The sequence below is a fragment of the Alistipes senegalensis JC50 genome (assembly GCF_025145645.1).
In the GTDB taxonomy this organism is placed as follows: Bacteria; Bacteroidota; Bacteroidia; order Bacteroidales; family Rikenellaceae; genus Alistipes; species Alistipes senegalensis.
Window position 1 is genome coordinate 541,903 of sequence record NZ_CP102252.1, and the last position, 24,102, is coordinate 566,004.

At 60.9% G+C, this 24,102-nt stretch carries 18 protein-coding genes; 10 read left to right on the forward strand and 8 right to left on the reverse strand.

From position 1 onward, the window contains the following. Together rsfS and NQ519_RS02175 are read right to left on the reverse strand one after the other, a co-directional pair. Positions 1-351 (reverse strand): ribosome silencing factor, encoded by a 351-nt coding sequence (gene rsfS / locus NQ519_RS02170; RefSeq protein ID WP_019149704.1) that lies wholly within the window; start codon positions 349-351, stop codon positions 1-3. A 320-nt stretch (positions 352-671) separates the two neighbouring features. Further along, positions 672-1,571 (reverse strand): hydrogen peroxide-inducible genes activator, encoded by a 900-nt coding sequence (locus NQ519_RS02175; RefSeq protein ID WP_019149703.1) that lies wholly within the window; start codon positions 1,569-1,571, stop codon positions 672-674. Positions 1,572-1,778: 207 nt separating this feature from the next. Here NQ519_RS02175 and trpS point away from each other — a divergent pair, with 207 nt between their 5' ends. From trpS to NQ519_RS02190, 3 genes are all read left to right on the forward strand, one after another. After that, positions 1,779-2,909: a tryptophan--tRNA ligase gene (trpS, locus tag NQ519_RS02180; RefSeq protein ID WP_019149702.1), complete on the forward strand. Its 1,131-nt coding sequence runs from the start codon at positions 1,779-1,781 to the stop codon at positions 2,907-2,909. Positions 2,910-2,995: 86 nt separating this feature from the next. Next, the gene (locus NQ519_RS02185; protein WP_019149701.1) at positions 2,996-4,777 is read left to right on the forward strand and encodes a chloride channel protein; all 1,782 of its coding nucleotides are present in this window, start codon (positions 2,996-2,998) and stop codon (positions 4,775-4,777) included. Positions 4,778-4,779: 2 nt separating this feature from the next. After that, the gene (locus NQ519_RS02190) at positions 4,780-5,118 is read left to right on the forward strand and encodes a PAS domain-containing protein (RefSeq protein ID WP_019149700.1); all 339 of its coding nucleotides are present in this window, start codon (positions 4,780-4,782) and stop codon (positions 5,116-5,118) included. A gap of 31 nt (positions 5,119-5,149) precedes the next feature. On the opposite strand, the gene NQ519_RS02195 is transcribed toward NQ519_RS02190, so the two are convergent. The 6 genes from NQ519_RS02195 to lon all read right to left on the reverse strand — a co-directional run bounded on the left by NQ519_RS02195 (position 5,150) and on the right by lon (position 10,971). Continuing rightward, on the reverse strand, positions 5,150-5,434 hold the full coding sequence (locus NQ519_RS02195) for a YciI family protein (protein WP_019149699.1): 285 nt from the start codon (positions 5,432-5,434) through the stop codon (positions 5,150-5,152). Between the two features lie 7 nt (positions 5,435-5,441). Further along, positions 5,442-6,407 (reverse strand): KpsF/GutQ family sugar-phosphate isomerase, encoded by a 966-nt coding sequence (locus tag NQ519_RS02200; protein ID WP_019149698.1) that lies wholly within the window; start codon positions 6,405-6,407, stop codon positions 5,442-5,444. After that, positions 6,408-7,160, reverse strand: coding sequence for a 3-deoxy-8-phosphooctulonate synthase (gene kdsA / locus NQ519_RS02205; protein WP_019149697.1), 753 nt, complete (start codon positions 7,158-7,160; stop codon positions 6,408-6,410). It lies immediately after the preceding gene. Positions 7,161-7,402: 242 nt separating this feature from the next. Next, positions 7,403-8,161, reverse strand: coding sequence for a 3-deoxy-manno-octulosonate cytidylyltransferase (kdsB, locus tag NQ519_RS02210; RefSeq protein ID WP_019149696.1), 759 nt, complete (start codon positions 8,159-8,161; stop codon positions 7,403-7,405). Then, a complete protein-coding gene (locus tag NQ519_RS02215) occupies positions 8,158-8,544 on the reverse strand; it encodes an MmcQ/YjbR family DNA-binding protein (protein ID WP_019149695.1) in 387 nt (128 codons plus the stop codon). The genes kdsB and NQ519_RS02215 overlap by 4 nt, the downstream gene beginning before the upstream one ends. Beyond that, positions 8,545-10,971, reverse strand: a complete 2,427-nt coding sequence (lon, locus tag NQ519_RS02220; RefSeq protein ID WP_019149694.1) for an endopeptidase La — start codon at positions 10,969-10,971, stop codon at positions 8,545-8,547. 113 nt (positions 10,972-11,084) lie between these two features. On the opposite strand from lon, the gene NQ519_RS02225 reads away from it, so the two are divergent. From NQ519_RS02225 to NQ519_RS02255, 7 genes are all read left to right on the forward strand, one after another. Next, the gene (locus tag NQ519_RS02225; protein ID WP_019149693.1) at positions 11,085-13,712 is read left to right on the forward strand and encodes a valine--tRNA ligase; all 2,628 of its coding nucleotides are present in this window, start codon (positions 11,085-11,087) and stop codon (positions 13,710-13,712) included. 176 nt (positions 13,713-13,888) lie between these two features. Continuing rightward, positions 13,889-14,353 (forward strand): ribonuclease HI, encoded by a 465-nt coding sequence (rnhA, locus tag NQ519_RS02230; RefSeq protein WP_019149692.1) that lies wholly within the window; start codon positions 13,889-13,891, stop codon positions 14,351-14,353. 289 nt (positions 14,354-14,642) lie between these two features. Further along, positions 14,643-16,472 (forward strand): ABC transporter ATP-binding protein, encoded by a 1,830-nt coding sequence (locus NQ519_RS02235; protein WP_019149691.1) that lies wholly within the window; start codon positions 14,643-14,645, stop codon positions 16,470-16,472. A gap of 52 nt (positions 16,473-16,524) precedes the next feature. Further along, a complete protein-coding gene (locus NQ519_RS02240; RefSeq protein WP_044118674.1) occupies positions 16,525-18,009 on the forward strand; it encodes a PAS domain-containing sensor histidine kinase in 1,485 nt (494 codons plus the stop codon). Positions 18,010-18,121: 112 nt separating this feature from the next. Then, positions 18,122-21,517, forward strand: coding sequence for an isoleucine--tRNA ligase (ileS, locus tag NQ519_RS02245; protein WP_019149689.1), 3,396 nt, complete (start codon positions 18,122-18,124; stop codon positions 21,515-21,517). 79 nt (positions 21,518-21,596) lie between these two features. Beyond that, positions 21,597-21,977 carry a TraR/DksA family transcriptional regulator gene (locus tag NQ519_RS02250; RefSeq protein ID WP_009598700.1) on the forward strand — a complete coding sequence of 127 codons (381 nt, stop codon included), beginning with the start codon at positions 21,597-21,599 and terminating at the stop codon, positions 21,975-21,977. Between the two features lie 197 nt (positions 21,978-22,174). Next, positions 22,175-24,010 carry a BamA/TamA family outer membrane protein gene (locus NQ519_RS02255; protein WP_019149688.1) on the forward strand — a complete coding sequence of 612 codons (1,836 nt, stop codon included), beginning with the start codon at positions 22,175-22,177 and terminating at the stop codon, positions 24,008-24,010. Positions 24,011-24,102 lie beyond the last annotated feature (92 nt).

Sequence of the window (24,102 nt, forward strand, 5' to 3'; positions counted from 1 at the left end):
CTACTCTTCGTATTCGTACTTCACCATCGGCGCGTCGGCCCACAGCTCCTCGAGCTTGTAGAAACCGCGCAGTTCGGTCTGGAAAATGTGGACCACGACATCCACATAGTCCATGGCGACCCATACGCCGTTCTGCTGGCCTTCGACGCGCCAGACCTTCTCGCCCAGCTTCTCGAGCACCCGTTCCTCGATTCCGTCGGCGATGGCGCACACCTGCGTCGTGGAGTCCGCGTTGCAGACGATGAAATGCGAACAGATCGCCCCGTCGAATCCCGAGAGGTCCAACGATACAATATTCTTACCTTTTTTATCTTCAATCGCGCTGACGATCGTTTCGATCAGTTTATCCATAAATATGCAATAGGAGTCTATAACCTCGCAAAGGTACGAAAAGAGAATGAGATTTGAAAGCAACCGCCCAAAAATCGCGCGCCGTGCGGCATATTGCCCGGAGGGGTATTCATTATTTCGCTCTTTTTGTCGGCAGTTTCGTTTTTATCGTCCTATCCGGGCACTCGCCGGTCCGCCCGCCGCAGAGCTTTCCAACGGACAATACATCTCCGCCGGATGGAAAGGCGCAGCGAAAAAAGCGGAGATTTCCGAATAAACGCGGCCTGAAACAACGCGCCCGGCAGTTTTTCTGCCGGGCGCGTTGTTATCGGTTGCGGAGGCTATGACTTCGCCCCCGGGACATTGGCCAGAATGGTTTCGGTCAGGGCCCGGATGATCGAATTCTTGACGTAGGTGCGGCGCACGGCGACGGCGATCTTACGCGACGTAGCCCCCTTGGCGAGGGTTTTCAGCCGGTCGCGGCGGTCCGCAGGGATGTATTCGAGGGCCATCTCGGGAATGATCGTCAGACACGACGTGCAGTCCACGATGCGCATCAGCGTGTCCAGCGACCCCGATTCGAACGAATAACGCGAGGGCATGTTGCGGCGCGCCTGGCACAGCTCGATGATCTGGTCGCGCATGCAGTTGCCGGGGCTCAGGATCACGAGGTCCTTCAGGTCGATGTCCTCGATGCGGATGTTCTGCCGTTCATAGAGCGGATTCTCGGGCGACACGTAGGCGTAGAAACGGTCGTTGAAAAGCTCCTGCTCGAGGATGCCCTCCCCGCAGGTGCCGCTGGCCACCAGCGCCGCGTCGATGCGGTCGCGCTTCAACGCATCGACGATGTCCGACGTGATCATCTCGGAGATCTCCAGCTCCACCTTCGGATAATCGCGCACGAACGCCGGGATGAACTTGTGCAGCAGGTAGGGCGCGATGGTCGGGATGACCCCCAGCCGCAATTTGCCCGCCGTCTCGCCCTTCAGCTCCGCGACGGCCTCCCGGATGTAATTGTAAGCCTTGATCGTCTCGCGCGCCTGCTCCAGCACCACTTCGCCCGCCTCGGTGGGGATGACGGGCTTTTTCGAGCGGTCGAGCAGCACCACGCCCAGCTCCTCTTCGAGCGACTTGACCTGCATGCTCAGCGAAGGCTGCGTCACGAAGCAATGTTCGGCGGCCAGCGAGAAACTGCCGCAGTTGGCCACGGCCAACAGATATTCGAGTTGGATTATCGTCATAGCAGAAGTCTATTTCACTCTGCGAATATATAAAAAAAATCTATACCGGACAACTTTTTCGCATTGCCGCATAGTTTTTCGTATCTTCGGGGTCGTAACTTCCCTTTTAGGAAGTCGGAAAGTTTTGCCGCACCGGATGCAATTCGGTTTTGGCGTCGTCAGTTCTTTTTCGTATCTTCGCCCGCAAAATGTATTTTCTCTAAAAATATGGCAAAAATCATCCTCACCGGCGACCGTCCCACGGGCCGCCTTCATCTGGGTCACTTCGTAGGTTCGCTGCGCCGCCGCGTCGAACTGCAAAACTCGGGAGAATTCGACAAGATATTCATCATGATCGCCGACGCGCAGGCGCTCACCGACAACGCCGACAATCCGGAAAAGGTGCGTCAGAACATCATCGAAGTCGCGCTGGACTACCTCTCGGTGGGCCTCGACCCCGCACAATCGACGCTCTTCATCCAGTCGCAGGTCCCCGAACTGTGCGAGCTGGCGTTCTACTACATGAACCTGGTGACCGTGCAGCGTTTGCAGCGCAACCCGACCGTGAAGGCCGAAATCGCCCTGCGCGGATTCGCCGAGGGCACCGCCGAGGGCGACACCGCGCAGCGTCAGGGCATCCCCGTCGGATTCTTCACCTACCCCATCTCGCAGGCGTCGGACATCACGGCCTTCAAGGCCACGACCGTCCCCGTCGGCGAGGATCAGGAGCCGATGATCGAGCAAACGCGCGAGATCGTCCACAAGTTCAACGCGGTCTACGGCGAAACGCTCGTCGAACCCGAAATCCTGCTGCCCGACAACGCCGCCTGCCTGCGTCTGCCGGGCACCGACGGCAAGGCCAAGATGTCCAAGTCGCTCAACAACTGCATCTATCTGTCGGACACGGCCGACGAGGTGAAAAAGAAGGTGATGGGCATGTACACCGATCCCGACCACCTGCGCGTGGAGGACCCGGGCAAGATCGAGGGCAACACGGTCTTCACCTACCTCGACGCCTTCAGCCGTCCCGAACATTTTGCGAAATACCTGCCCGAATACTCCTCTTTGGAGGAGTTGAAAGCGCACTACCGCCGCGGCGGACTGGGCGACGTGAAGGTGAAAAAGCTGCTGATCGCCGTGCTCAACGAAACGCTCGATCCGATCCGCGAACGCCGCCGCTACTACGAGGGCCGCATCGGCGAGGTGTACGAAATCCTGCGCAAAGGCTCGGAGAAGGCCCGCGCAACGGCCGCCGCAACCCTCGCCGAAGTCCGCGCCGCCATGAAGATCGACTACTTCGACGACAAGGAGCTGATCGCCGGCCAGGCCGAACACTTTGCGAATACAGTTAAAAATTAAAGATCCCCATTCCGTCCGTTTTGCCGCACGCCCCGGACCTCAATGGAAATTCTTAATTTTTAGTTCTCAATCCTTAATTGCGCCGCATGTCTTTCCGCGCCGACCGCATCTACCTCGAATTCCTCCGGCTGACCCGGAGGCTGTCGAACAGCCAGATCATGATGCTTCTGGCCGTGGTGGTCGGCGTGCTCGCGGGGCTGGGGACCTATCTGTTCGAAATCCTGCTCCACTTCATCAAACAGGGGCTCATCAGCTGGTTCCCGGTGGACAGCGCCCATTTCCTGCTGCTGATCTACCCCGCCGTGGGCATCATTCTGGCGACGCTCTTCGTCAAATACATCGTCCGCGACAACATCTCCGAGGGCGTGACGCGCGTGCTGTACGCCATGTCGCGCCGCAACTCGCGCATCGCCGGCCACAACTGCTGGACCTCGGTCGTGGGCGGCGCCACGACCATCGGATTCGGCGGTTCGGTGGGTCCCGAGGCCCCGATCGTGCTGACGGGGGCCGCCATCGGGTCGAACATCGGACGGCTGGCGCGCCTCAACTACAAACACACGACGCTGCTGCTGTGCTGCGGCGCCGGAGCCGCCCTGGCGGCGATCTTCAAGGCCCCGATCACGGGCGTGGTCTTCGTGCTGGAGATCCTGATGCTCGACATCACCGCCGGCTCGGTCATCCCGCTGCTGATCGCCTCGATCACCGCCACGACGATGGCCTTCATGCTGCGCGGCTTCGACCCGATTCTGGCCATCACGCTGGCCCCCGAAGATGCGTTCGAACTGTGGCAGATACCGCTTTTCATCCTGCTGGGCGTGCTGAGCGGACTGATGTCGTGGTATTTCACCTCGATGAACTCCCGCGTCGGGAACTTCTTCAAGGGCATCGACAAGCAGTACAAGAAGTGGATCTGGGGCGGCGTGGTCCTCGGCGTCCTGATCTTCATCTTCCCGCCGCTGTACGGCGAGGGCTACGAGGGCTTCACCTCGCTCATGCACGGCAACGCGCAGGAGCTGTTCAACAACTCGCTCTTCTACCGCTTCCGCGACATCGACTGGGTGGTCATCCTCTTCGTCATCGCCACGATGTTCTTCAAGGTCATCGCCATGGCCTCGACCAACGCCGCGGGCGGCGTGGGCGGAACCTTCGCCCCGTCGCTTTTCGTCGGGGCGTTCACGGGCGCTTCGCTGGCGCTCGTCTGCAACACGCTGTTCGGCTGGGAGGTCTCGATCGTCTCGTTCACGCTGGTGGGCATGGCGGGCGTCATGTCGGGGGTGATGAAGGCCCCGCTCACATCGATATTCCTCATCGCCGAACTCTCGAACGGCTACGGACTCTTCATCCCGCTGATGACCACGGCCTGCATCTCGTTCGCCGTGGGCTACTACCTCGACCCCGACTCGATCTACACCAAACAGCTGCGTCTGAACGGCGAACTGCTGACCCACGACAAGGACCAGTCGGTGTTCGTCTTCCTGAAGCTGGAGGAGCTGATGGAGACCGATTTCCTGCGCATCAAGGAGAACATGACCCTCGGGGACATCGTTCACATCATTTCGACGGCGCGCCGCAACATCTTCCCCGTGATCGACAATTTCGGACGGCTGATCGGCGTGGTCCAGCTCGACGACCTGCGCGAAGACATGTTCAAGCACGAACGCTACGGCCGTCCGATCTCGGACTACATGATCCCGCCCCCGGACAGGATCATCGAGCACGAAACGATCCTGAGCGTCATGGAGAAATTCGAGGACAAGCACACGTGGATGCTGCCCGTCGTGGACAAGCAGGGGCGCTACCTCGGGTTCATCTCCAAGTCGCGCATCCTGAACGCCTACCGCGAACAGTTAGTGAAAATCCAGCAATAGTCATGGAAAACCCCTACCCCTGGGCCGAGGAGGCCGGCTGCGCCGTCACGGTATGCGACACCGAGGGCACGATCCTCTACATGAACGAAAAGGCGCGGGCCGCTTTCGCCAAACACGGCGACCTGATCGGCCGGAATCTCTTTGACTGCCACAACGAACGTTCGCGCGGGATGATCCGCCGGATGCTCGCCACGGGAGGCACGAACGCCTACACGATCGAGAAGCAGGGCACGCGCAAGATGATCTACCAGACGGCCTGGAAAGAGCGCGGCGAAGTCCGCGGGCTGGTGGAAATCTCGATGGAGATACCCGCCGAGATGCCGCACTACATCCGGAAATAAAAAAGGAGGTTTTTCAAAACCTCCTTTCGTTTTACAGAAACGCCTCGAATCCGGGCAGGTGTTTCGTCGGCGAAAACTCGACGATCTCGTAGTCGGCGACGCCGTGGATGCGGAACGGATCGTCGCACGTCAGGGCCTCGACGGCCGCGCGGTCCGCGGCACGGCAGAGGATGATGCCTCCCGAGCGGGGATTCTGCGGCCCCGAGCAAAGGAACGCCCCGTCGGCATAGTGCCGGTCGAGGTATTCACGATGCGCCGCGAGGTGCCGCTCCACCTCGGCAAGCGGCTTCTTGTAGGTGAGTCGGACGATGAACATAAAGATGTTACAGTTTGATGTCGTAAATCTGAATCACGCCCGAGAGTTTGCCCGCATCGTCCGTCACGAGCAGCGAGGTGACCTTGTTGCGGGTCATCATCTTCTCGGCCTCGATCAGCTTCTCGTCCGGCGCGATGGTCTTGGGATTGCGCGTGGCGATGTCTGCGGCTTTGATGTTGAAGAACTCCCCGCGCAGGCGCTCCATCGCACGGCGCACGTCGCCGTCAGTGACGATGCCCTCGATGCGGTCGCCGTCGCAGATCACGATCAGCCCCAGCCCGCCTTTCGAAATGGCGTGGATCATCTCCGTCGCCGGGCAGTCGGGAGCCACCACCGGCAGGTCGTGGTCGCGCATGACGTTGCCCACGGTCATCAGCAGGCGCCGTCCGAGGCTTCCGCCCGGATGCAGGCGCGCGAAATCGACGCTCGTGAAACCCCGCATCTGCATCAGCGACACGGCCAGCGCATCGCCCATAGCGATCTGCGCCGTGGTTGACGAAGTGGGCGCGAGGTGCAGAATGCAAGCCTCCTCGCGGACCCCGACATCCAGATGCACGTCGGAATTCCGGGCCAGCGCCGACTCGGGATTGCCGGTCATTGAAATGAGCCGGTTGCCGTTGGAGTGGATGAAGGGAACGATTTTCAGAATCTCGTCCGTCTCGCCCGAATAGGAGAGCGCCACCACGATGTCCTCTTTCGAGATCATGCCCAGGTCGCCGTGGAAAGCCTCCCCGGGGTGGAGGAAGAAACTCGGGGTGCCGGTCGAGGCAAGCGTCGCGGCGATCTTGCGCCCCACGAGGCCCGACTTGCCCATGCCCGTGATGATACACTTACCGCGGCTTCCGAGAATCATCTCCACGGCCGCGGCGAACTCGTCGCCCAAAGTCTCTTCCAGATGTTTGAGCGTCAGCATCTCCGTATGGACCGCCTTGCGGGCCACCGCGAGAATCTGCGCCTTTGTCGTATCGGTCATTTACAGCAGGGATTTAATTAACGCTTCCAAATCATCGAGCCGCAGCATGTTCGCGGCGTCGCTCAGCCCCTTGTCGGGATCGGGATGCACCTCGAAGAAGAAGCCGTTGGCCCCGAACGCCTTGGCCGCAAGGGCCATAGCGGGCACGAACTCCCGGTTGCCGCCCGTCTTGCCGCCCGCCGCGCCGGGACGCTGCACCGAATGGGTACAGTCCATGACGACCGTGGGGGCGATCTTCAGCATGTCGGGGATGTTGCGGAAATCGACGACCAGATTGTTGTAACCGAACGAATTGCCGCGCTCGGTCAGCCAGATGTCGGAGGCTCCGGCCTCGCGGGCCTTTTCGTAGGGATATTGCATGTCGGGGCCCGAGAGGAACTGGGCCTTCTTGATGTTCACCGTCCGTCCGGTCTTCGCCGCGGCGACTACCAGATCGGTCTGGCGGCAGAGGAAAGCCGGAATCTGGATCACGTCGGCCACCTCGCCCACGGGCGCGGCCTGCGCCGGTTCGTGGATGTCCGTGAGGATTTTCAGCCCCCATTTGGCCCGCACGTCGGCAAGCATCTGCAACCCTTTTTCGAGCCCCGGGCCGCGGAACGACGCGATCGACGTGCGGTTGGCCTTGTCGAACGACGCCTTGAAGATGATGTCGGTGCCGAGCGTCCGGTTGATGGACGTCAGCCGTTCGGCCACGGTGTCCAGCAATTCGGCAGACTCGATCACGCACGGGCCCGCGATGAATTTTATTGCCATAAAATTTAATTAAAAATTAAGAATTAAGAATTAAGAATTTGCCGAACTCCCAATTTTTAATTCCATGCATAATATTTTGTCACTGCGAAGCCTCGTCAGAGGCTGTTGCAATCCACTTACGAATCCGTAACGTCGCAACGCTTCTCCACAGATTGCCACGTCGCTTCGCTCCTCGCAATGACCTCGCTCATTAAGGCGGAGGTTAAAGACAATGGCAGGATGTGAAACCCGAGTCCACACACCTAATTATTCATTTTTAATTGCAAAAAGCGTTCTGCTTTCTCCAGGTCTTCGGGGGTGTCGATACCGACGGTCTCGACCTCCGAAATCCCCACGCCGATCTTGTATCCGTTCTCCAGCCAGCGCAGCTGTTCGAGCGATTCGGCCTTTTCGAGCGCCGACTGCGGCAGGTCCGTCACCGCGCGCAGCACGTCGGTGCGGAAGGCGTAGAGCCCGATATGTTTATAAAAGGTGTGGCGCGCAAGCCACTCCTCGCGCGGAACGCCCCGCAGATAGGGGATCACCGAGCGGGAAAAATAGACGGCCCGCGACTGTGCGTCGAGGACCACCTTGGGGGAGTTGGGATTTTCGAGGGCGGCGAGTCCGTCGGCCTCCGTGAAAGGTTTCACGAGCGTGGCGATGTCGGTCGCGGGGTCGTCGAAACACCGCTTCACGGCCTCCAGCTGCGAGGGCCGGATAAAAGGTTCGTCGCCCTGCACGTTGACCACCACGTCGTACTCCGCGCCCAGCCGGTCATAGGCTTCCCGGCAGCGGTCGGTGCCGCTCCGGTGGTCCGGGGAGGTCATCTCGACCCGCCCTCCGAAAGCCTGCACGGCGTCGTAGATGCGCTCGTCGTCGGTGGCCACCACGGCGTCGTCCAGCACGCCGGCGACCTGCTCGTAGACCCGCCGGATGACGGGTTTCCCGCCCAGCAGGGCCAGCGGCTTGCCGGGAAAGCGCGTCGAAGCGTAGCGCGCGGGAATGATCGCAATGAATTTCATAGCTGCTTATCTTTTTCGGCCAGTTCGGCCCGCTGCTTTTTCGTCAGATGCGCCGTCGCCAGTTCATACGACTGCCGGACCAGCTCCTTCAGGAGCTCTCCGGGCACGTCGCTGTCGAAGCGGACGCTGATCCAATGTTTTTTGTTCATGTGCCAGCCCGGGCCGATGCCCTCGTAACGCTCCCGCAGTTCCGGAATCCGCTCGGGAGCGCACCGCAGGTTGCAGAAATCCCACGCCACGGCGTTCACGAAGCAGAACCACTTGTCCAGCACGTAAAAGACGAGTATGTCCCGGTCGTAATCCGACGACGATTTGCCGAACGGGAAATCGTCGTGCGTCCCTGCGAACGAGAGGCAGTAGGTCCGGAACTCCTCGACATTCATCTACTCCAAAGCCAGTTTCAGCACCTCGTCGTTGGTCTTCACGTAGTGGAACGTCAGCCCGGCGATATAATCGGCCTTGATCTCGGCGATGTCCTTGCGGTTCTCCTCCGAGAGGATCAGCTCGGTGATGCCGGCGCGCTTGGCGGCCAGAATCTTCTCCTTCACGCCGCCCACGGGCATCACCCGTCCGCGGAGGGTCGTCTCGCCCGTCATGGCGATGCGCTCCTTCACCTTGCGGCCCGTGTAGGTCGAGACGATCGAGGTGACCATCGTGATGCCGGCCGAAGGACCGTCCTTCGGGATCGCGCCCTCCGGCACGTGGATATTGATGTCGTTCTTCTCGAACATCTCCGGGTCGATGCCCAGCTCCTTGTGGTGGGCCATCACCCACTCGTGGGCGATCGTGGCCGACTCCTTCATCACCTCGCCCAGGTTGCCCGTGAGGCTCACCTTGCCCTTGCCGGGCGTCAGCACCGATTCGATGTAGAGGATGTCGCCGCCGACCTCGGTCCATGCGAGGCCCGTCACGACGCCCGTCATGCCGCCCACCTCGTACTCCTCGCGGAGGAATTTGGGCATGCCGAGGATCTTCTCGACCTCCCGGGCCGAAACCTCGGGCGCGAAAGCCTCGTCGAAGGCGATCTGCTTGGCGCGGGCTCGGGCGATCTTCGCCAGATTCTTGTCCAGCGAGCGGACGCCCGCCTCGCGCGTATAGCCCGAAACGATCCCCTCGACGGTCTCCGCCGACATCGTCATCTCCGGCTCCTTGATGCCGTGGGCCTCGCGCTGCTTGGGCAGCAGGTGATCCAGCGCGATGCGCACCTTCTCCTCCACGAGGTAGCCGGGGATGTTGATCATCTCCATGCGGTCGCGCAGCGCCGGGGCGATGTTGGCGATGTTGTTGGCCGTAGCGATGAACAGCACCTTCGACAGGTCGTATTCCATGTCGATGTAGTTGTCGTGGAAGGTGGTGTTCTGCTCCGGGTCGAGGACCTCCAGCAGGGCGCTCGACGGGTCGCCGTGGTTCGAGACCGTCACCTTGTCCACCTCGTCGAGAATAATCACGGGGTTGGACGATCCGCACCGTTTGATGGTCTGGATGATCCGGCCCGGCATGGCGCCGATGTAGGTGCGGCGGTGTCCGCGGATCTCCGACTCGTCGTGCAGTCCGCCCAGCGAGATGCGGCCGAACTTGCGGCCCAGCGCCGCGGCGACCGACTTGCCCAGCGAGGTCTTGCCCACGCCCGGAGGGCCGTAGAGGCAGAGGATCGGGGATTTGAGGTCGCCCTTGAGTTTGATGACCGCCAGGTGTTCCAGGATGCGTTCCTTCACTTCGTCGAGACCGAAGTGGTCGCGGTCGAGCTGTTCGCGGGCGCAGGTCAGGTCGAGATTGTCCTTCGTCACGTCGTTCCACGGCAGCTCCAGCAACAGTTGCAGGTAGGTCATCTGCACCGAGTATTCGGCCACGGCGGGGTTCAGCCGCTCGACCTTCTGCAACTCTTTCTCGAAGGTTTCGCCCACCTCCTTGGGCCAGTTCTTCTTCTTGGCCGCCTCGCGCATCTTCTCGATGTCGGCGTCGGCGCCGTCGCCCAGCTCGTCCTGAATGGTGCGCATCTGCTGTTGCAGGTAGTAGTCGCGCTGCTGCTTGTCGATCTCCTGCTTGACGCGCTCCTGAATCTGGCTCTTCAGCTCGGCCAGCTGCTGTTCGCGGATGAGTATCTCCAGCAGCTTGCGGGCGCGGGCCAGCAGGCCGGGGGCCTCCAGCAGCGACTGGCGGTCTTCGTCCGTAAGCTCCATGTTGGAGCAGATGAAGTTGATGATGCCGCGCTTCGAGTCGATGTTCTTGATGGCGAAGGCCGCCTCCTTGGGCATCGACGGCGAGACGTTGATGATGTTCAGCGCCACGTCGCGGATCGAATCCACGAGGGCCTCGAACTCGATGCTCTTCAGATCGGGGGTCGAGTCGCGCAGGGCCGTCACCCGGGCCTTGAAATAGGGCTCGGTGGTGATGTACTCCGTGATCTCGATCTTCTCCAGACCGTTCAGGATCACCGTCAGGTTGCCGTTGGGCATCTCCAGTATCTTGATGATCCGCGCCGCGGTGCCGACCTTGTACATGTCGTCCGGCGCGGGGTCCTCGACATCGCTTTCGCGTTGCAGCACGGCACCCAGGATGCCGCCCTCGGCATTCACGGCGCGCACGAGGTTGATGCTCTTGTCGCGGCCCACCGTGATGGGGGTTATCGCTCCCGGGAAAAGCACCGAGGAGCGCAGCGTGAGGATGGGTATGATCTCGGGGACCTCGACCTCCTCCACGGGCTCGTCACCGCCGGTGACGATGGGAATCACGTGGTGTTTGCCGTCGAGCAGTTCGGGGACCAGGTTCATGTCGTCCACTTCGAAGGTTTCTATCTTTTTTTTGCTCATAATATACAAATATATAATGTTGCAAAGGTAACGTTTTTTCAGGAATTTTATTTTATCTTTGACAGAATGTTAATAACTTTGCATCCCTGAAAACAAAGTAAAATCTACGCGCCATGCAAATCGCCGACAAATACGCACCGCAGCAGATCGAATCCAAGTGGTACGACTACTGGATCGACCGGGGCATCTTCCACTCGGAGCCCGACGAACGGGAACCCTATACGATCGTCATCCCGCCCCCCAATGTGACGGGCATGCTCCACATGGGGCACATGCTCAACAACACGCTGCAAGACGTGCTGGTGCGCCGCGCCCGCATGTCGGGAAAGAACGCCTGCTGGGTGCCGGGCATGGACCATGCGTCGATCGCCACCGAGGCCAAAGTGGTGGCGATGCTCCACGAAAAGGGCATCGAAAAGGCGTCGCTCACGCGCGAGGAGTTCCTCCGCTACGCCTGGGAGTGGAAAGAGAAATACGGCGGCGTGATCCTCAAGCAGCTGCGCAAGCTGGGCGCCTCGTGCGACTGGGACCGCACGTGCTTCACGATGGACAAAGCCCGCACGGAGAGCGTCCTGCGCGTCTTCTGCGACCTCTATGAAAAAGGGAAAATCTACCGCGGCGTGCGGATGGTCAACTGGGACCCCGCGGCGCAGACGGCCCTTTCGGACGAGGAGGTGGTCTTCAAGGAGTCGCACGGCAAACTCTACTACCTGCGCTATGCGGTCGAGGGCACCGACCGGACGATCATCGTCGCCACGACGCGCCCCGAAACCATTCTGGGCGACACGGCGCTGTGCGTCAACCCCAACGACCCGCGCTACGAGTGGCTGGCCGAGGGGGCCCGCGTCATCGTGCCGCTGGTGGGCCGTTCGATCCCCGTGATCCGCGACGAATACGTGGACATCGAATTCGGAACGGGCGCCCTGAAGGTGACCCCGGCGCACGACGTGAACGACTACATGCTGGGCGAGAAATACGGGCTGGAGACCATCGACATCTTCAACGACGACGGCACGATCAACGACAAGGTGGGTCTCTTCGTGGGTCAGGACCGCTTCGACGTGCGCCGGCAGATCGAGAAGGATCTCGACGCGGCGGGCCTGCTGGAAAAGACCGAGGAGTACACCAACAACGTGGGCTATTCGGAGCGCACGGGCGTGGCCATCGAACCGAAGCTCTCGATGCAATGGTTCCTCTCGATGCAGGAGCTGGCCGTACCGGCGACGAAGGCCGTGATGGAGGACGCGATCCGCTTCGTGCCCGAGAAATACAAGAACACCTACCGCCACTGGATGGAGAATATCAAGGACTGGTGCATCTCGCGCCAGCTGTGGTGGGGCCAGCGCATTCCGGCCTGGTACCTGCCCAAAGGCGGCTTCGTGGTGGCCCCGACGGCCGAAGAGGCGCTGGAAAAGGCCCGCGCGAAGAGCGGCGACGCATCGCTGCAACTGACGGACCTGCGGCAGGACGAGGATGTGCTCGACACGTGGTTCTCGTCGTGGCTGTGGCCCATCTCGGTGTTCGACGGCATCCGTCACCCGGATAACAAGGAGATCAGTTACTACTACCCCACCGACGATCTGGTGACCGGCCCGGACATCATCTTCTTCTGGGTGGCCCGCATGATCATGGCCGGGTATGAATACCGCGGGGAAAAGCCCTTCGGAAACGTCTATTTCACGGGCATCGTGCGCGACAAGATCGGCCGCAAGATGTCGAAGCAGCTGGGCAACTCGCCCGACCCGCTGGACCTGATCGACAAGTTCGGCGCCGACGGCGTGCGTATGGCCATGCTCATTTCGTCGTCGGCCGGCAACGACGTGATGTTCGACGAGGCGCTGTGCGAACAGGGCCGCAACTTCGGCAACAAGATATGGAACGCCTACCGCCTCCTGAACGGCTGGACGGTGGATGCCGCCGCCGCACAAAGCGAGAACAACCGCCTCGCCGTCGCGTGGTTCGGGCAGGCGTTGGGCCGCTCGCTGCGGCAGATCGCCGAGGATTTCAGAAACTACCGCATCTCGGAAGCCTTCAAAGAGGCTTACCGCCTGTTCTGGGACGATTTCAGCGGCTTGTACCTCGAAATGGTGAAGCCCGCCTACGGACAGCCGATCGACGCCCCGACGATGGAGGCGACGAAGGGCTGGTTCGACGCCCTGATGCGCGTGCTGCACCCCTTCATGCCGTTCGTCACGGAGGAGATCTGGCAGGACCTCGCGCCGCGGGCCGAGGGAGCCTCGATCTGCGTGGCGCAGATGCCCGAACCCGCGGCCGAAGACGCCGCGATGCTGGCGCGCTTCGAACTCGCCCGGGAGATCATCACCTCGGTGCGCAGTATCCGCAACCAGAAGAACCTGCCCCAGAAGGAGGCGCTGACGCTGCGCGTGATCGCCGACGAGAACTATCCGGCGGAGTTCGCCCCCGTGATGATGAAGATGGCCAACCTCGCGGCCATCGAGCCCGTCGCGGAGAAGGACCCGGCAGCCGTGGCGTTCATCGTCAAGACGACGCAGTATTTCGTGCCGATGGCGGGCAAGATCGACGCCGAAGCCGAGCGCAAAAAACTCGCGGACGACCTGACTTACTACGAGGGATTCCTCGCCTCGGTGATGAAGAAGCTCTCGAACGAACGCTTCGTCGCCTCGGCGCCCGAAAAGGTCGTGGCCAACGAGCGCGCCAAGCAGGCCGACGCCGAAGCGAAGATCGCGGCGATCCGGGCACAGCTTTCCGCACTGAAATGAGTAAAAAGCGGAAAACTGAAAATCTGCTTCCCGTCATTGCGAGCGAACAAAAGTGAGCGTGGCAATCTGCGCCACAGCGTCGCCACTCCGGCGCAGATTGCCGCGTCGCTGCGCTCCTCGCAATGACATCGCCTGTCAATCTTACATTTTCGCTTTTTTAACCCTTCACCTCGAATTTGGCACAAATCACGATCTATACCGACGGTTCGGCCCTCGGAAACCCCGGCCCCGGGGGCTACGGCGCGGTGCTCCTCTCGGGGCATCACCGCAAGGAGCTGTCGCAGGGCTTCCGGCTGACGACCAACAACCGCATGGAGCTGATGGGCGTGTGCGTGGCGCTCGAAACCCTCAAATTCGAGGGTTCGGAGGTCGTGATCTACTCCGATTCGAAATACGTCGTCAATGCCGTCACCAAAGGCTGGGTCTTCGGCTGGGTGCGCAAGGGATTCGCGGGCAAGAAGAACCCCGACCTGTGGATGCGCTTCCTGCGCGCGTACAACCGCCACAACGTCCGGTTCGTCTGGGTCAAGGGCCACGCCGACACGGTGGAGAACAACCGCTGCGACAAGCTGGCCGTGGCGGCGGCCAACGACCGGACGCACTGGCTGGAAGATACGGGATACGATCCCACGGAGCGGTGACGGAAACGTCGCCGCTCTTTTTTTCTGCTCCTTCGGGCGCAAACTTTCGCCGAAATTTCCTGCGAGTCTCCCCCTGCCGGACCACCGTTTCCGGCCCCGGAGCCGCTGCGGCCGCCATACCCCGGACCGAGCCGCCCGCAGCCCGGTTTTGGTGCTGTCAATTCTTTTTCGTATCTTTGGCTGCGCCGAAGATACTTCCGCCCGGCAAAATGCAAGTAAACTTGCTTTTGCCCTCGCTTATTCGTATCTTTGTCCGATTATTGCGTAACCACCAAACCATACGCCCGGAATGTTCAAGACATACATGCGGCTGTTGGGCTTCGCCCGGCCGATCAAGAAATACGCGATCCCCTACTTTTTCTACTCCCTGTTCTACGCGCTGTTCAACTCGCTGACGTTCATGCTGATCATCCCGATCCTGAACACCATGTTCGACGCGAACTACTCGTTCGAATACGTCGAGAAACTGCCCCCCGTGGAGCTGAACAAGGAGTATCTGGCCACGCTCTTCAACTTCACCTATTCGCATATTTTCCAGGAATACTCCACGCAGAACGTCCTGATGCTGCTGGCCATAGTGGCCATCTGCATCAGCCTGCTGAGCAACCTGTTCCGCTATCTGGGCGCCTGGACCATGGAGAATATGCGCACCCGGACCCTGCAACGGATGCGCAACGAGATGTTCTCGCGCGTGATGGACATGAACGTGGGCTACTTCTCGGACCAGCGCAAGGGCGACATCATCTCGAAGATCACCTCCGACGTGGGCGTCGTGCAGTTCTGCATCACCAACACGCTCCAGGTGTCGTTCCGCGAACCGTTCCTCATCATCGGCTACATCGTGATGATGGTCTCCATTTCGTGGGAGCTGGCGATCTTCTCGGTGCTGTTCCTCCCGGTGGTCGCGCTGCTGATCGGCAGCATCGTCAAGAAACTCCGCCACCCGGCCCGCACCAACCAGCAGCGCATGGGCGAAATGGTCGCCACGCTCGACGAATCGCTCGCAGGCATCAAGGTCATCAAGAGCTACAACGCCGTCGAGTACATCAAGCAGAAATTCTACGCCATCAGCGCCGACCTCGCACGGCTGACCCTCTCGATGGCCCGCCGCCAGCAGCTGGCGTCGCCGATGAGCGAATTTCTCGGCATCACGGCCGTGGGCGTGATCCTCGTCTTCGGCGGATCGCTCGTCGCCAAGGGATCGCTCGACCCCGGCGGATTCATCGCCTTCGTGGCCATCTTCTCGCAGATCACGCGCCCCGTGCGCACCTTCATCGACCAGTTCGCCAACATCAACCAGGGCATCGCCGCCGGTGAACGCATCTTCTCGATCATCGACACGACGCCCGAAATCCAGGACGCCCCCGGCGCCAAGGAGCTGACGGGTCTGAAAGAGAAGATCGAGTTCCGCGACGTACACTTCTCCTACGACGGTTCGCGCGAGGTGATCGACGGCGTTTCGTTCGAGATCCTCCGCGGGCAGACCGTGGCGCTGGTGGGACCCTCGGGCGGCGGCAAATCGACCCTGAGCGAACTGCTGCCGCGGTTCTACGACCCCACGTCGGGCGACATCCGCATCGACGGCGTCTCGCTGCGCGACTACACGCAGGAGAGCCTGCGCGAACACATGAGCGTCGTGGCGCAGGACACCGTGCTATTCAACGACACCATCGAAGGCAATATCGCCATGGGCAAACGCGGCGCCACGCACGAAGAGGTGGTCGAGGCGGCGAAGGTCGCCAACGCCGACTGCTTCATCCGCGAGAGCCCCGAGGGTTACGAAACGAACATCGGCGACCGGGGCGTGAAGCTCTCCGGCGGACAGCGCCAGCGGCTCTCGATCGCCCGCGCGGTGCTGAAGAACCCCGACATCCTGATCCTCGACGAGGCGACCTCGGCCCTCGACACCGAGAGCGAGAAACTCGTTCAGGAAGCCCTCAACAACCTGCTCAAAGGCCGCACGTCGGTGGTCATCGCCCACCGGCTATCGACCATCCACAACGCCGACCAGATCATCGTCGTGGACCACGGACGCATCGCCGAGCAGGGTACGCACACCTCCCTGATGGAGCGCAACGGCATCTACGCCAAACTGATCGAAATGCAGTCTTTCGACTAAATGAAATTCGACTAAATATAAAAACGGCCGAATGGAAAAACAGTCCCTTTCCATGAACGCAAAAAATCCCGTATCCACTGAACTATTACAACAACTTCTCAACGCATCGGACATCGGATGGTGGCAGCTCGATTTCGGAAAACGCGAAATGACCTGCTCCCCGCTGGCAGCAGAACTCTTCGGCACGGATCGTACGCGCATCACGTTCGACGAAGTTTGCCTGCTTCCCAGAGAAGAACACCGCGCGCAGATCTACACCCGCTGCGCCGCACTCAAAGTCACCGACACGCTCGATGAGACATTCGTCACGACGAACGGCAACAAGTGTCTGCAAATCAAAGCCGTGAAAGTACGCACCGATCCGCGGACGAATACCCGCACGGCCTTCGGCAGCGTGCGCCGCGTCACGAGCGGCAACCCCGAGAGCGCGGAACTCGCCGCCATCAACCAGAACTACAAGGCGGCGCAGCGCAATTACAGCCATCTCGCGCAGCTGATCGAACATCTGCCGATCGGCTACCTGCGCATCAACATCCTGCGCGACAAAACCGACCGGGCCGTCGATTACCTGCTTTCGTACATCAACCAGCAGGCCGGCCGGATACTGGGCATCCGCACGCAGGACTTCACCGGAAAAACGGCCAGCGAAACGGGTGTGAATCCCCAGGAGAATATCCCGAGATTCATGCACATCCCCTCCGGAGACTCCCGGGAACACCTCTGGCAGGCTCCGGATTCGGGACGCTATTGCCGCAGCCTGATCTACAATACCCCGAACGACGACGACGAGCTGGTCATCCTGCTCGAAGACATCACCGAAGCCCGCCGCAGCGAGGAACAGCTTCGGCGTGCCAAGGAGCGCGCCGAAGAGTCCAACCGCCTCAAATCGGCTTTCCTGGCCAACATGAGTCACGAAATACGCACGCCGCTGAACGCCATCGTCGGATTCTCGGAACTGCTCGCCAAAGAACCCAGAAGCAAGACCCGCAAGGAGTACAGCGACATCATCCGGCGCAACAACGAACTGCTGTTGCAGATCATCTCCGACGTGCTCGACCTCGCGCTCATCGAATCCGGACGGTCGGAGGTCGTCCGCACGACTTTCGACGCCCGGGAGTTCGTCCGCGAAACGGTCGAGGTGTTCCGGCCGCAGTGTCCCCCGGGCGTGGAGCTCCGCATGGAGGAGGAACTTCCGCCGCGCCCGATCCGGGCATACCGGCAGGGAGTCACCCGGATCATCGGCAACTACCTGCGCAACGCCCTGAAATTCACCAAGAAGGGGTCTATCACGGTGGGATTCTGCGAGATCCCCGGCTACGTCCGCTTCCACGTCCGGGACACGGGCATCGGCATCGCCCCCGAAGACCACGGGCGCATCTTCGAACGCTTCGTCAAACTCGACACCTTCACGCAGGGAACCGGACTCGGACTCTCGATCTGCAAATCGGTCGCCGAACAGCTGGGCGGCCGCGTCGGCGTCGATTCGGCCGTCGGACGGGGTTCGTGCTTCCGGCTCGACGTTCCCGTCCGGAAATAACGCCGGCGCGGTCCCGCTTCGCAACAATCGGGCTTGAAAAAGTCCGATTTATTAAATCTTTTTTATATCTTTGCTGCTTGTCAGAAAAACAGCGAAGAAATTTCTTACCGATATGAAGTTCAAGGAGTATAAAGGTCTCGATCTGGCCGGCGTAGCCGCCGAAGTGCTCGGCGAATGGGACGCCCGCGACACATTCCACAAAAGCATCGACACCCGCGAGGGACACCCCGCATTCGTATTCTACGAAGGCCCCCCCTCGGCAAACGGCATGCCGGGCATCCACCACGTCATGGCACGCACGATCAAGGACATCATCTGCCGCTACAAGACGCAGCAGGGCTATCTCGTGCACCGCAAGGCGGGATGGGACACCCACGGACTCCCCGTGGAGCTGGGCGTCGAGAAGAAACTCGGCATCACCAAGGAGGACATCGGCAAGAAGATCTCCATCGAGGAGTACAACCGCACGTGCCGCGAGGCGGTGATGGAGTTCACGGGCGTCTGGGAGAACCTCACGCGCAAGATGGGCTACTGGGTCAACATGGACGATCCGTACATCACCTACGACAACAAATACATCGAGACGCTGTGGTGGCTGCTGAAGCAGCTCTTCGACAAGGGCCTGCTCTACAAGGGCTACACCATCCAGCCCTACTCGCCGGCCGCCGGAACGGGCCTCTCGACCCACGAGCTGAACCAGCCGGGCTGCTACCGCGACGTGAAGGACACGACCTGCACGGCGCAGTTCCGGGTGATCCGCGACGCCAGGAGCGAGAAGCTCTTCGAAGGGGTCGAAGGCGACCTCTACTTCCTCGCCTGGACCACAACGCCGTGGACCCTGCCGTCGAACACCGCGCTGGCCGTGGGTCCCGCGATCGAATACGTGCAGGTCAAATGCCGCAATCCCTATACCGACCGGCCGCAGACGGTCATCCTGGCCAAGGAGCTGCTGGGTTCCTACTTCACCAAAAAGATGGAGGGCACCTACGAAATCACGGACAAGGTGTGGAAAGGCCCCGAACTGGAAGGCATCCGCTACGAGCAGCTGCTCCCGTGGGTGAAGCCGATGGGCGACGCATTCCGCGTGATCGTCGGCGACTACGTGACCACTTCGGACGGTACGGGCATCGTGCACATCGCCCCGACGTTCGGCGCCGACGACGACCGCGTGGCGAAAGCCGCAGGCATCGCGCCGCTCTTCATGGTTGACCGCGCCGGCAAGAACCAGCCGATGGTTGACAAGCAGGGCAAGTTCTTCCTCGTGGAGGACCTCGACCCGGAATTCGTGAAGACGAACATCGACGCCGAAAAATACGGGGAGTATGCGGGCCGCTACGTGAAGAACGCCTACGACGAACGGCTGAGCGACGCCGACACGACGCTCGACATCGACATCGCGGTGATGCTGAAAGCCGACAACAAGGCGTTCAAGATCGAGAAGCACACCCACTCCTACCCCCACTGCTGGCGCACGGACAAACCGGTGCTGTACTATCCGCTCGACTCGTGGTTCATCCGCACCACGGCGCTGCGCGACAAGATGATCGAACTGAACAGGACGATCCGCTGGAAACCCGAATCGACCGGCACGGGCCGCTTCGGCAAGTGGCTCGAAGGGCTGGTGGACTGGAACCTCTCGCGCTCGCGCTTCTGGGGAACCCCGCTGCCGGTATGGGCCACGGAGGACTACTCGGAGGTGAAGTGCATCGGTTCGGTCGAGGAGCTGATGGCCGAGATCGAGAAGTCGATCGCCGCGGGCGTGATGAAGGAGAACCCCTACAAGAATTTCAAGGTCGGCGACATGTCGAAGGAGAACTATTCGACGGCGAACATCGACCTGCACCGCCCCTATGTGGATTCGATCGTGCTGGTTTCGTCGAAGGGCGAGCCGATGAAGCGCGAATCGGACCTGATCGACGTGTGGTTCGACTCGGGCGCCATGCCCTATGCGCAGGTGCACTATCCGTTCGAGAACAAGGAGGGCTTCGGCGAGGTCTACCCCGCCGATTTCATCGCCGAGGGCGTCGATCAGACGCGCGGCTGGTTCTTCACGCTGCACGCCATCGCCTCGATGCTGTTCGACTCGGTGGCGTTCAAGAACATCATTTCGAACGGACTGGTGCTCGACAAGAACGGCAACAAGATGTCCAAACGCCTGGGCAACGCCGTCGATCCGTTCGAGGTGCTCGACACCTACGGAGCCGACGCGACGCGCTGGTACATGATCTCCAACTCGCAGCCGTGGGACAACCTCAAATTCGACAGGGACGGCGTCGATGAAGTGCGCCGCAAGTTCTTCGGAACCCTCTACAACACCTATTCGTTCTTCGCCCTCTACGCCAATGTGGATTCGTTCACGGGCCGGGAGCCGGAGGTGCCGATGGAGAAGCGCCCCGAGATCGACCGCTGGATCATCTCGCTGCTGAATACGCTGGTCAAGAACGTGACCGAATCGCTGGAAAACTACGACCCGACCCCGGCGGCCCGCGCCATCCAGGAGTTCGTGGGCGAGAACCTCTCGAACTGGTACGTGCGCCTCAACCGCAAGCGGTTCTGGGGCGGCGGCATGTCGGAGGACAAACTGGCGGCCTATCAGACGTTATACACCTGTCTGGAAACCGTCTCGATGCTCGCGGCGCCCTTCGCGCCGTTCATCTCCGACCGCATCTTCACGGACCTCAACGCCGTGAGCGGCCGCCACACCGACGAGTCGGTGCACCTCTCGACCTTCCCGAAGACCGACGAACGGCTGATCGACACGCGGCTGGAGGAGATGATGTCGCTGGCCCAGAAGGTCTCGTCGATGGTGCTGGCCCTGCGCCGCAAGGTCTCGATCAAGGTGCGCCAGCCGCTGACCAAGATCCTGATTCCGGTGCTCGACCCGGCAACGGCGGAGCATATCTCGGCCGTGAAGAACCTCATCATGGGCGAAGTCAACGTCAAGGAGGTCGAATTGATCGAGAAGACGACCGGACTCATCACCAAGCGCATCAAACCCAACTTCAAGACCCTCGGGCCGCGCTACGGCAAGTACATGAAGCAGATCGCCGCGCTGGTGGCCGGATTCTCGCAGGAGCGCATCGCCGAAGTGGAGGCGGCGCCCGAGACGGTGCTCGACCTCGGCGGCGAGAAGATCGCCGTGACGCCGGCCGATTTCGAGATCACCTCGGAGGACATGCCCGGATGGCTGGTCGCCTCGGAGGGAAAACTCACCGTGGCGCTCGACATCACGGTCACCGAAGAGCTGAAAGCCGAAGGCGTGGCACGCGAGTTGATAAACCGCATCCAGAATATCCGCAAAGACTCCGGGTTCGAAGTCACGGACAAAATCCGCGTCGAAATCGAGTCGAAGCCCTGCGTGGCCGACGGCATCGCCCGCTTCGCCGACTACATCGCATCGCAGACCCTCGCCGTGGAGGTGAAAGCCGCGGCGGAGCCGGCCGGCGAGGCGGTCGTGGAGACCGATGTCGATGAAGAGCCCCTGCGCATCGCGGTAACGCGGATATAGCCCCGATATTCCTGTAAAATTTGGTAATATCGGAATTATTGCTTAATTTTACATGAAACCAAACAAGGAGGATACGACTATGGCAGACGAAAGAACACGGTACAGCGACGCGGAACTCGAAGAGTTCAAGCAGCTTATCCTGAAAAAGCTCGAAAACGCCCGCGCGGATTACGAGCTGCTGCGCGCCACGATCACCCATACGGCCGACAACGACACCGAGGATACGTCGCCGACGTTCAAGGTGCTGGAAGAGGGTGCCGCCACCCTCTCGAAAGAGGAAAGCGGCCGGCTGGCAGCCCATCAGATGAAGTTCATCCGCAACCTCGAAATGGCGCTCGTGCGCATCGAGAACAAGACCTACGGCATCTGCAAGACCACCGGCAAGCTCATCCCCAAGGAGCGCCTGATGAAGGTCCCCCACGCCACCGAATGTATCGAGGCCAAGGAAGGCCGCCGGTAACCCGGGGGGGGGCAAGAGAGAGAGGAGAGGGCCGGGAAAAGCCCGGCGCCGAATCCCCGTACGGTTCCGAGGAACGCCCCGTCCGGCCGACGCAATAGAAAAAGGTTCACCTTCGGGTGGACCTTTTTTCGCATCCTGAGGGCCTCCGGATGCGATTTTCCATACTTAATACCGGAAAAAAACGTTATCTTTACCGAATGTATGTCCGGTTCTGCATATTGGTACTGACCCTGACTGCGGCGGCGACCGCCTCTTTCGCCCGCGTCGCAGGCCCCGGTGCGCATATGCCCGACCGTTTCACCCCCGACAGCGCCCGGGTGTCGAATCCCGACGCCTCGGCCCGCAACCAGCGTCTTTACGACAGCATCGAGTCGAAAACCAACCGCCGCGCCGTGCCGCGCATGCTCTACAAGATGCTTTTCGTGAAACCCGTCCTCGACACCACCATGAGCGGCCGCGTGACCGACGAAAGCCGCCTGCTGCAACCCTACTCCGGAAAAACCATCGGAGAAATCACCATCGACCGCCGGCAGGTCTTCGACCCCGGAGGCAACTGGCTCGAACGCACCGCCAACAAGACCCACCGCCTCACCCGCGAACGTGTCATCCGCCGCGACCTGCTTTTCGAACCGGGCGACACGCTCGATCCGGAACTGATCGTGCGCAACAAACAGCTGATCCGCTCGCGCGGCTACATCGCCGACATCGACATCGCGGTGCTGCCCGACGCCTTCGACTCGACGCGCGTCAACCTGGCCATCACCACGCGCGACAGCTGGACCATCTCGGTTGACGGAGGATGGTATTCCGAAAGCCGGACGATGGTCGGACTCTCCGACGCCAACATCCTCGGCTGGGGCAACAAGCTCAAACTCATGACCAACTTCAGCCGCAAGGACTTCTCCTACGGCGGCAACATGGTCGAATACGAAATCCCCAACGTACTGGGGAGCTTCTACACCGCGGAGTTCGCCGCCGGGCGCGACTTCTACAACTCGACGCTCGACATGGGGCTGCGCAAGGAATTCATCAAGCCCACCGACTACGAGATCGGCCTCACGTACAGCGACATCAAATCCAAACGCTACATGGTCGAGCAGGACACCTCGCTGCTGGTCAAGGAGCGGAACCTCGACGCCTGGGGCGGCTATTCCCGCTACCTGCGGCGGATCGGTTCGAGCGTCTACCTCACGGGACGCTACAACTACCGCCGCGTCAGCCGGCGGCCTCTGGTGGGACCGCATTTCAACCCGGCGCTGCACGATCAGGACGCCCTGCTGGTCGGGGCGGGACTCTACCGCGAGAAATTCTACACGGCCAACATGATCTACGGATTCGGACGCCGCGAGTACCTGGCGACGGGCTACAAGGCCGAGCTGACGACGGGCTATTCGTGGGGCGAATTCAACGATGCCATGTACCTGGGAATGAGCTACGAGACCGGAGGATTCCGCGGCGTGGGCTACATCATGGGCGGATTCACGCTGGGAAGCTACATCGACCTCAACGACGGCATGTGGCACCGCAGCGCCGTGGATGTCGATCTGCGGTGGTTCTCCAACCTGTTCCTCTTCCGGCGCAGCCGCATCCGCCAGTTCCTCGCCTTCAACTACACTCAGGGGTGGAACCGCGGCACGGGCAGCGACGAAAGCATCCGATTCACCCGCACCGACGGATTGCAGGCCCTCGAAGAGCACATCATCGGCACCAACCGCATGATCCTCAACACCGAAACGGTCGTTTTCACCCCCTATCAGCCGCTGGGATTCCGCATCGCCGTCTTCGGATTCGCCGACTTCGGGCTGATCGGCTATTCGCCCAACATCTTCAAGAACGACTTTTTCACCTCGCTCGGTCTGGGCGTGCGGTTGCGCAACGAACGGCTGGTATTCAACACGATCCAAATCCGGCTGGGCATCGCCTTCGGCAAAAACGGACTGGTCGAAAGCGAGTATTTCCGCCTCTCGAACTCCACGCGCATGGAGCAGTACCGCTACCGCCCGACACGTCCCGAGATCGTCGAATTCAAATAGGACGAAAAAGGGACGGAGTCCGAAACTCCGCCCCCGCTGAACTTTTTAATTTATCCGCTTACGGCACTTCCCCGAAGTGCTTTTACCTGCGG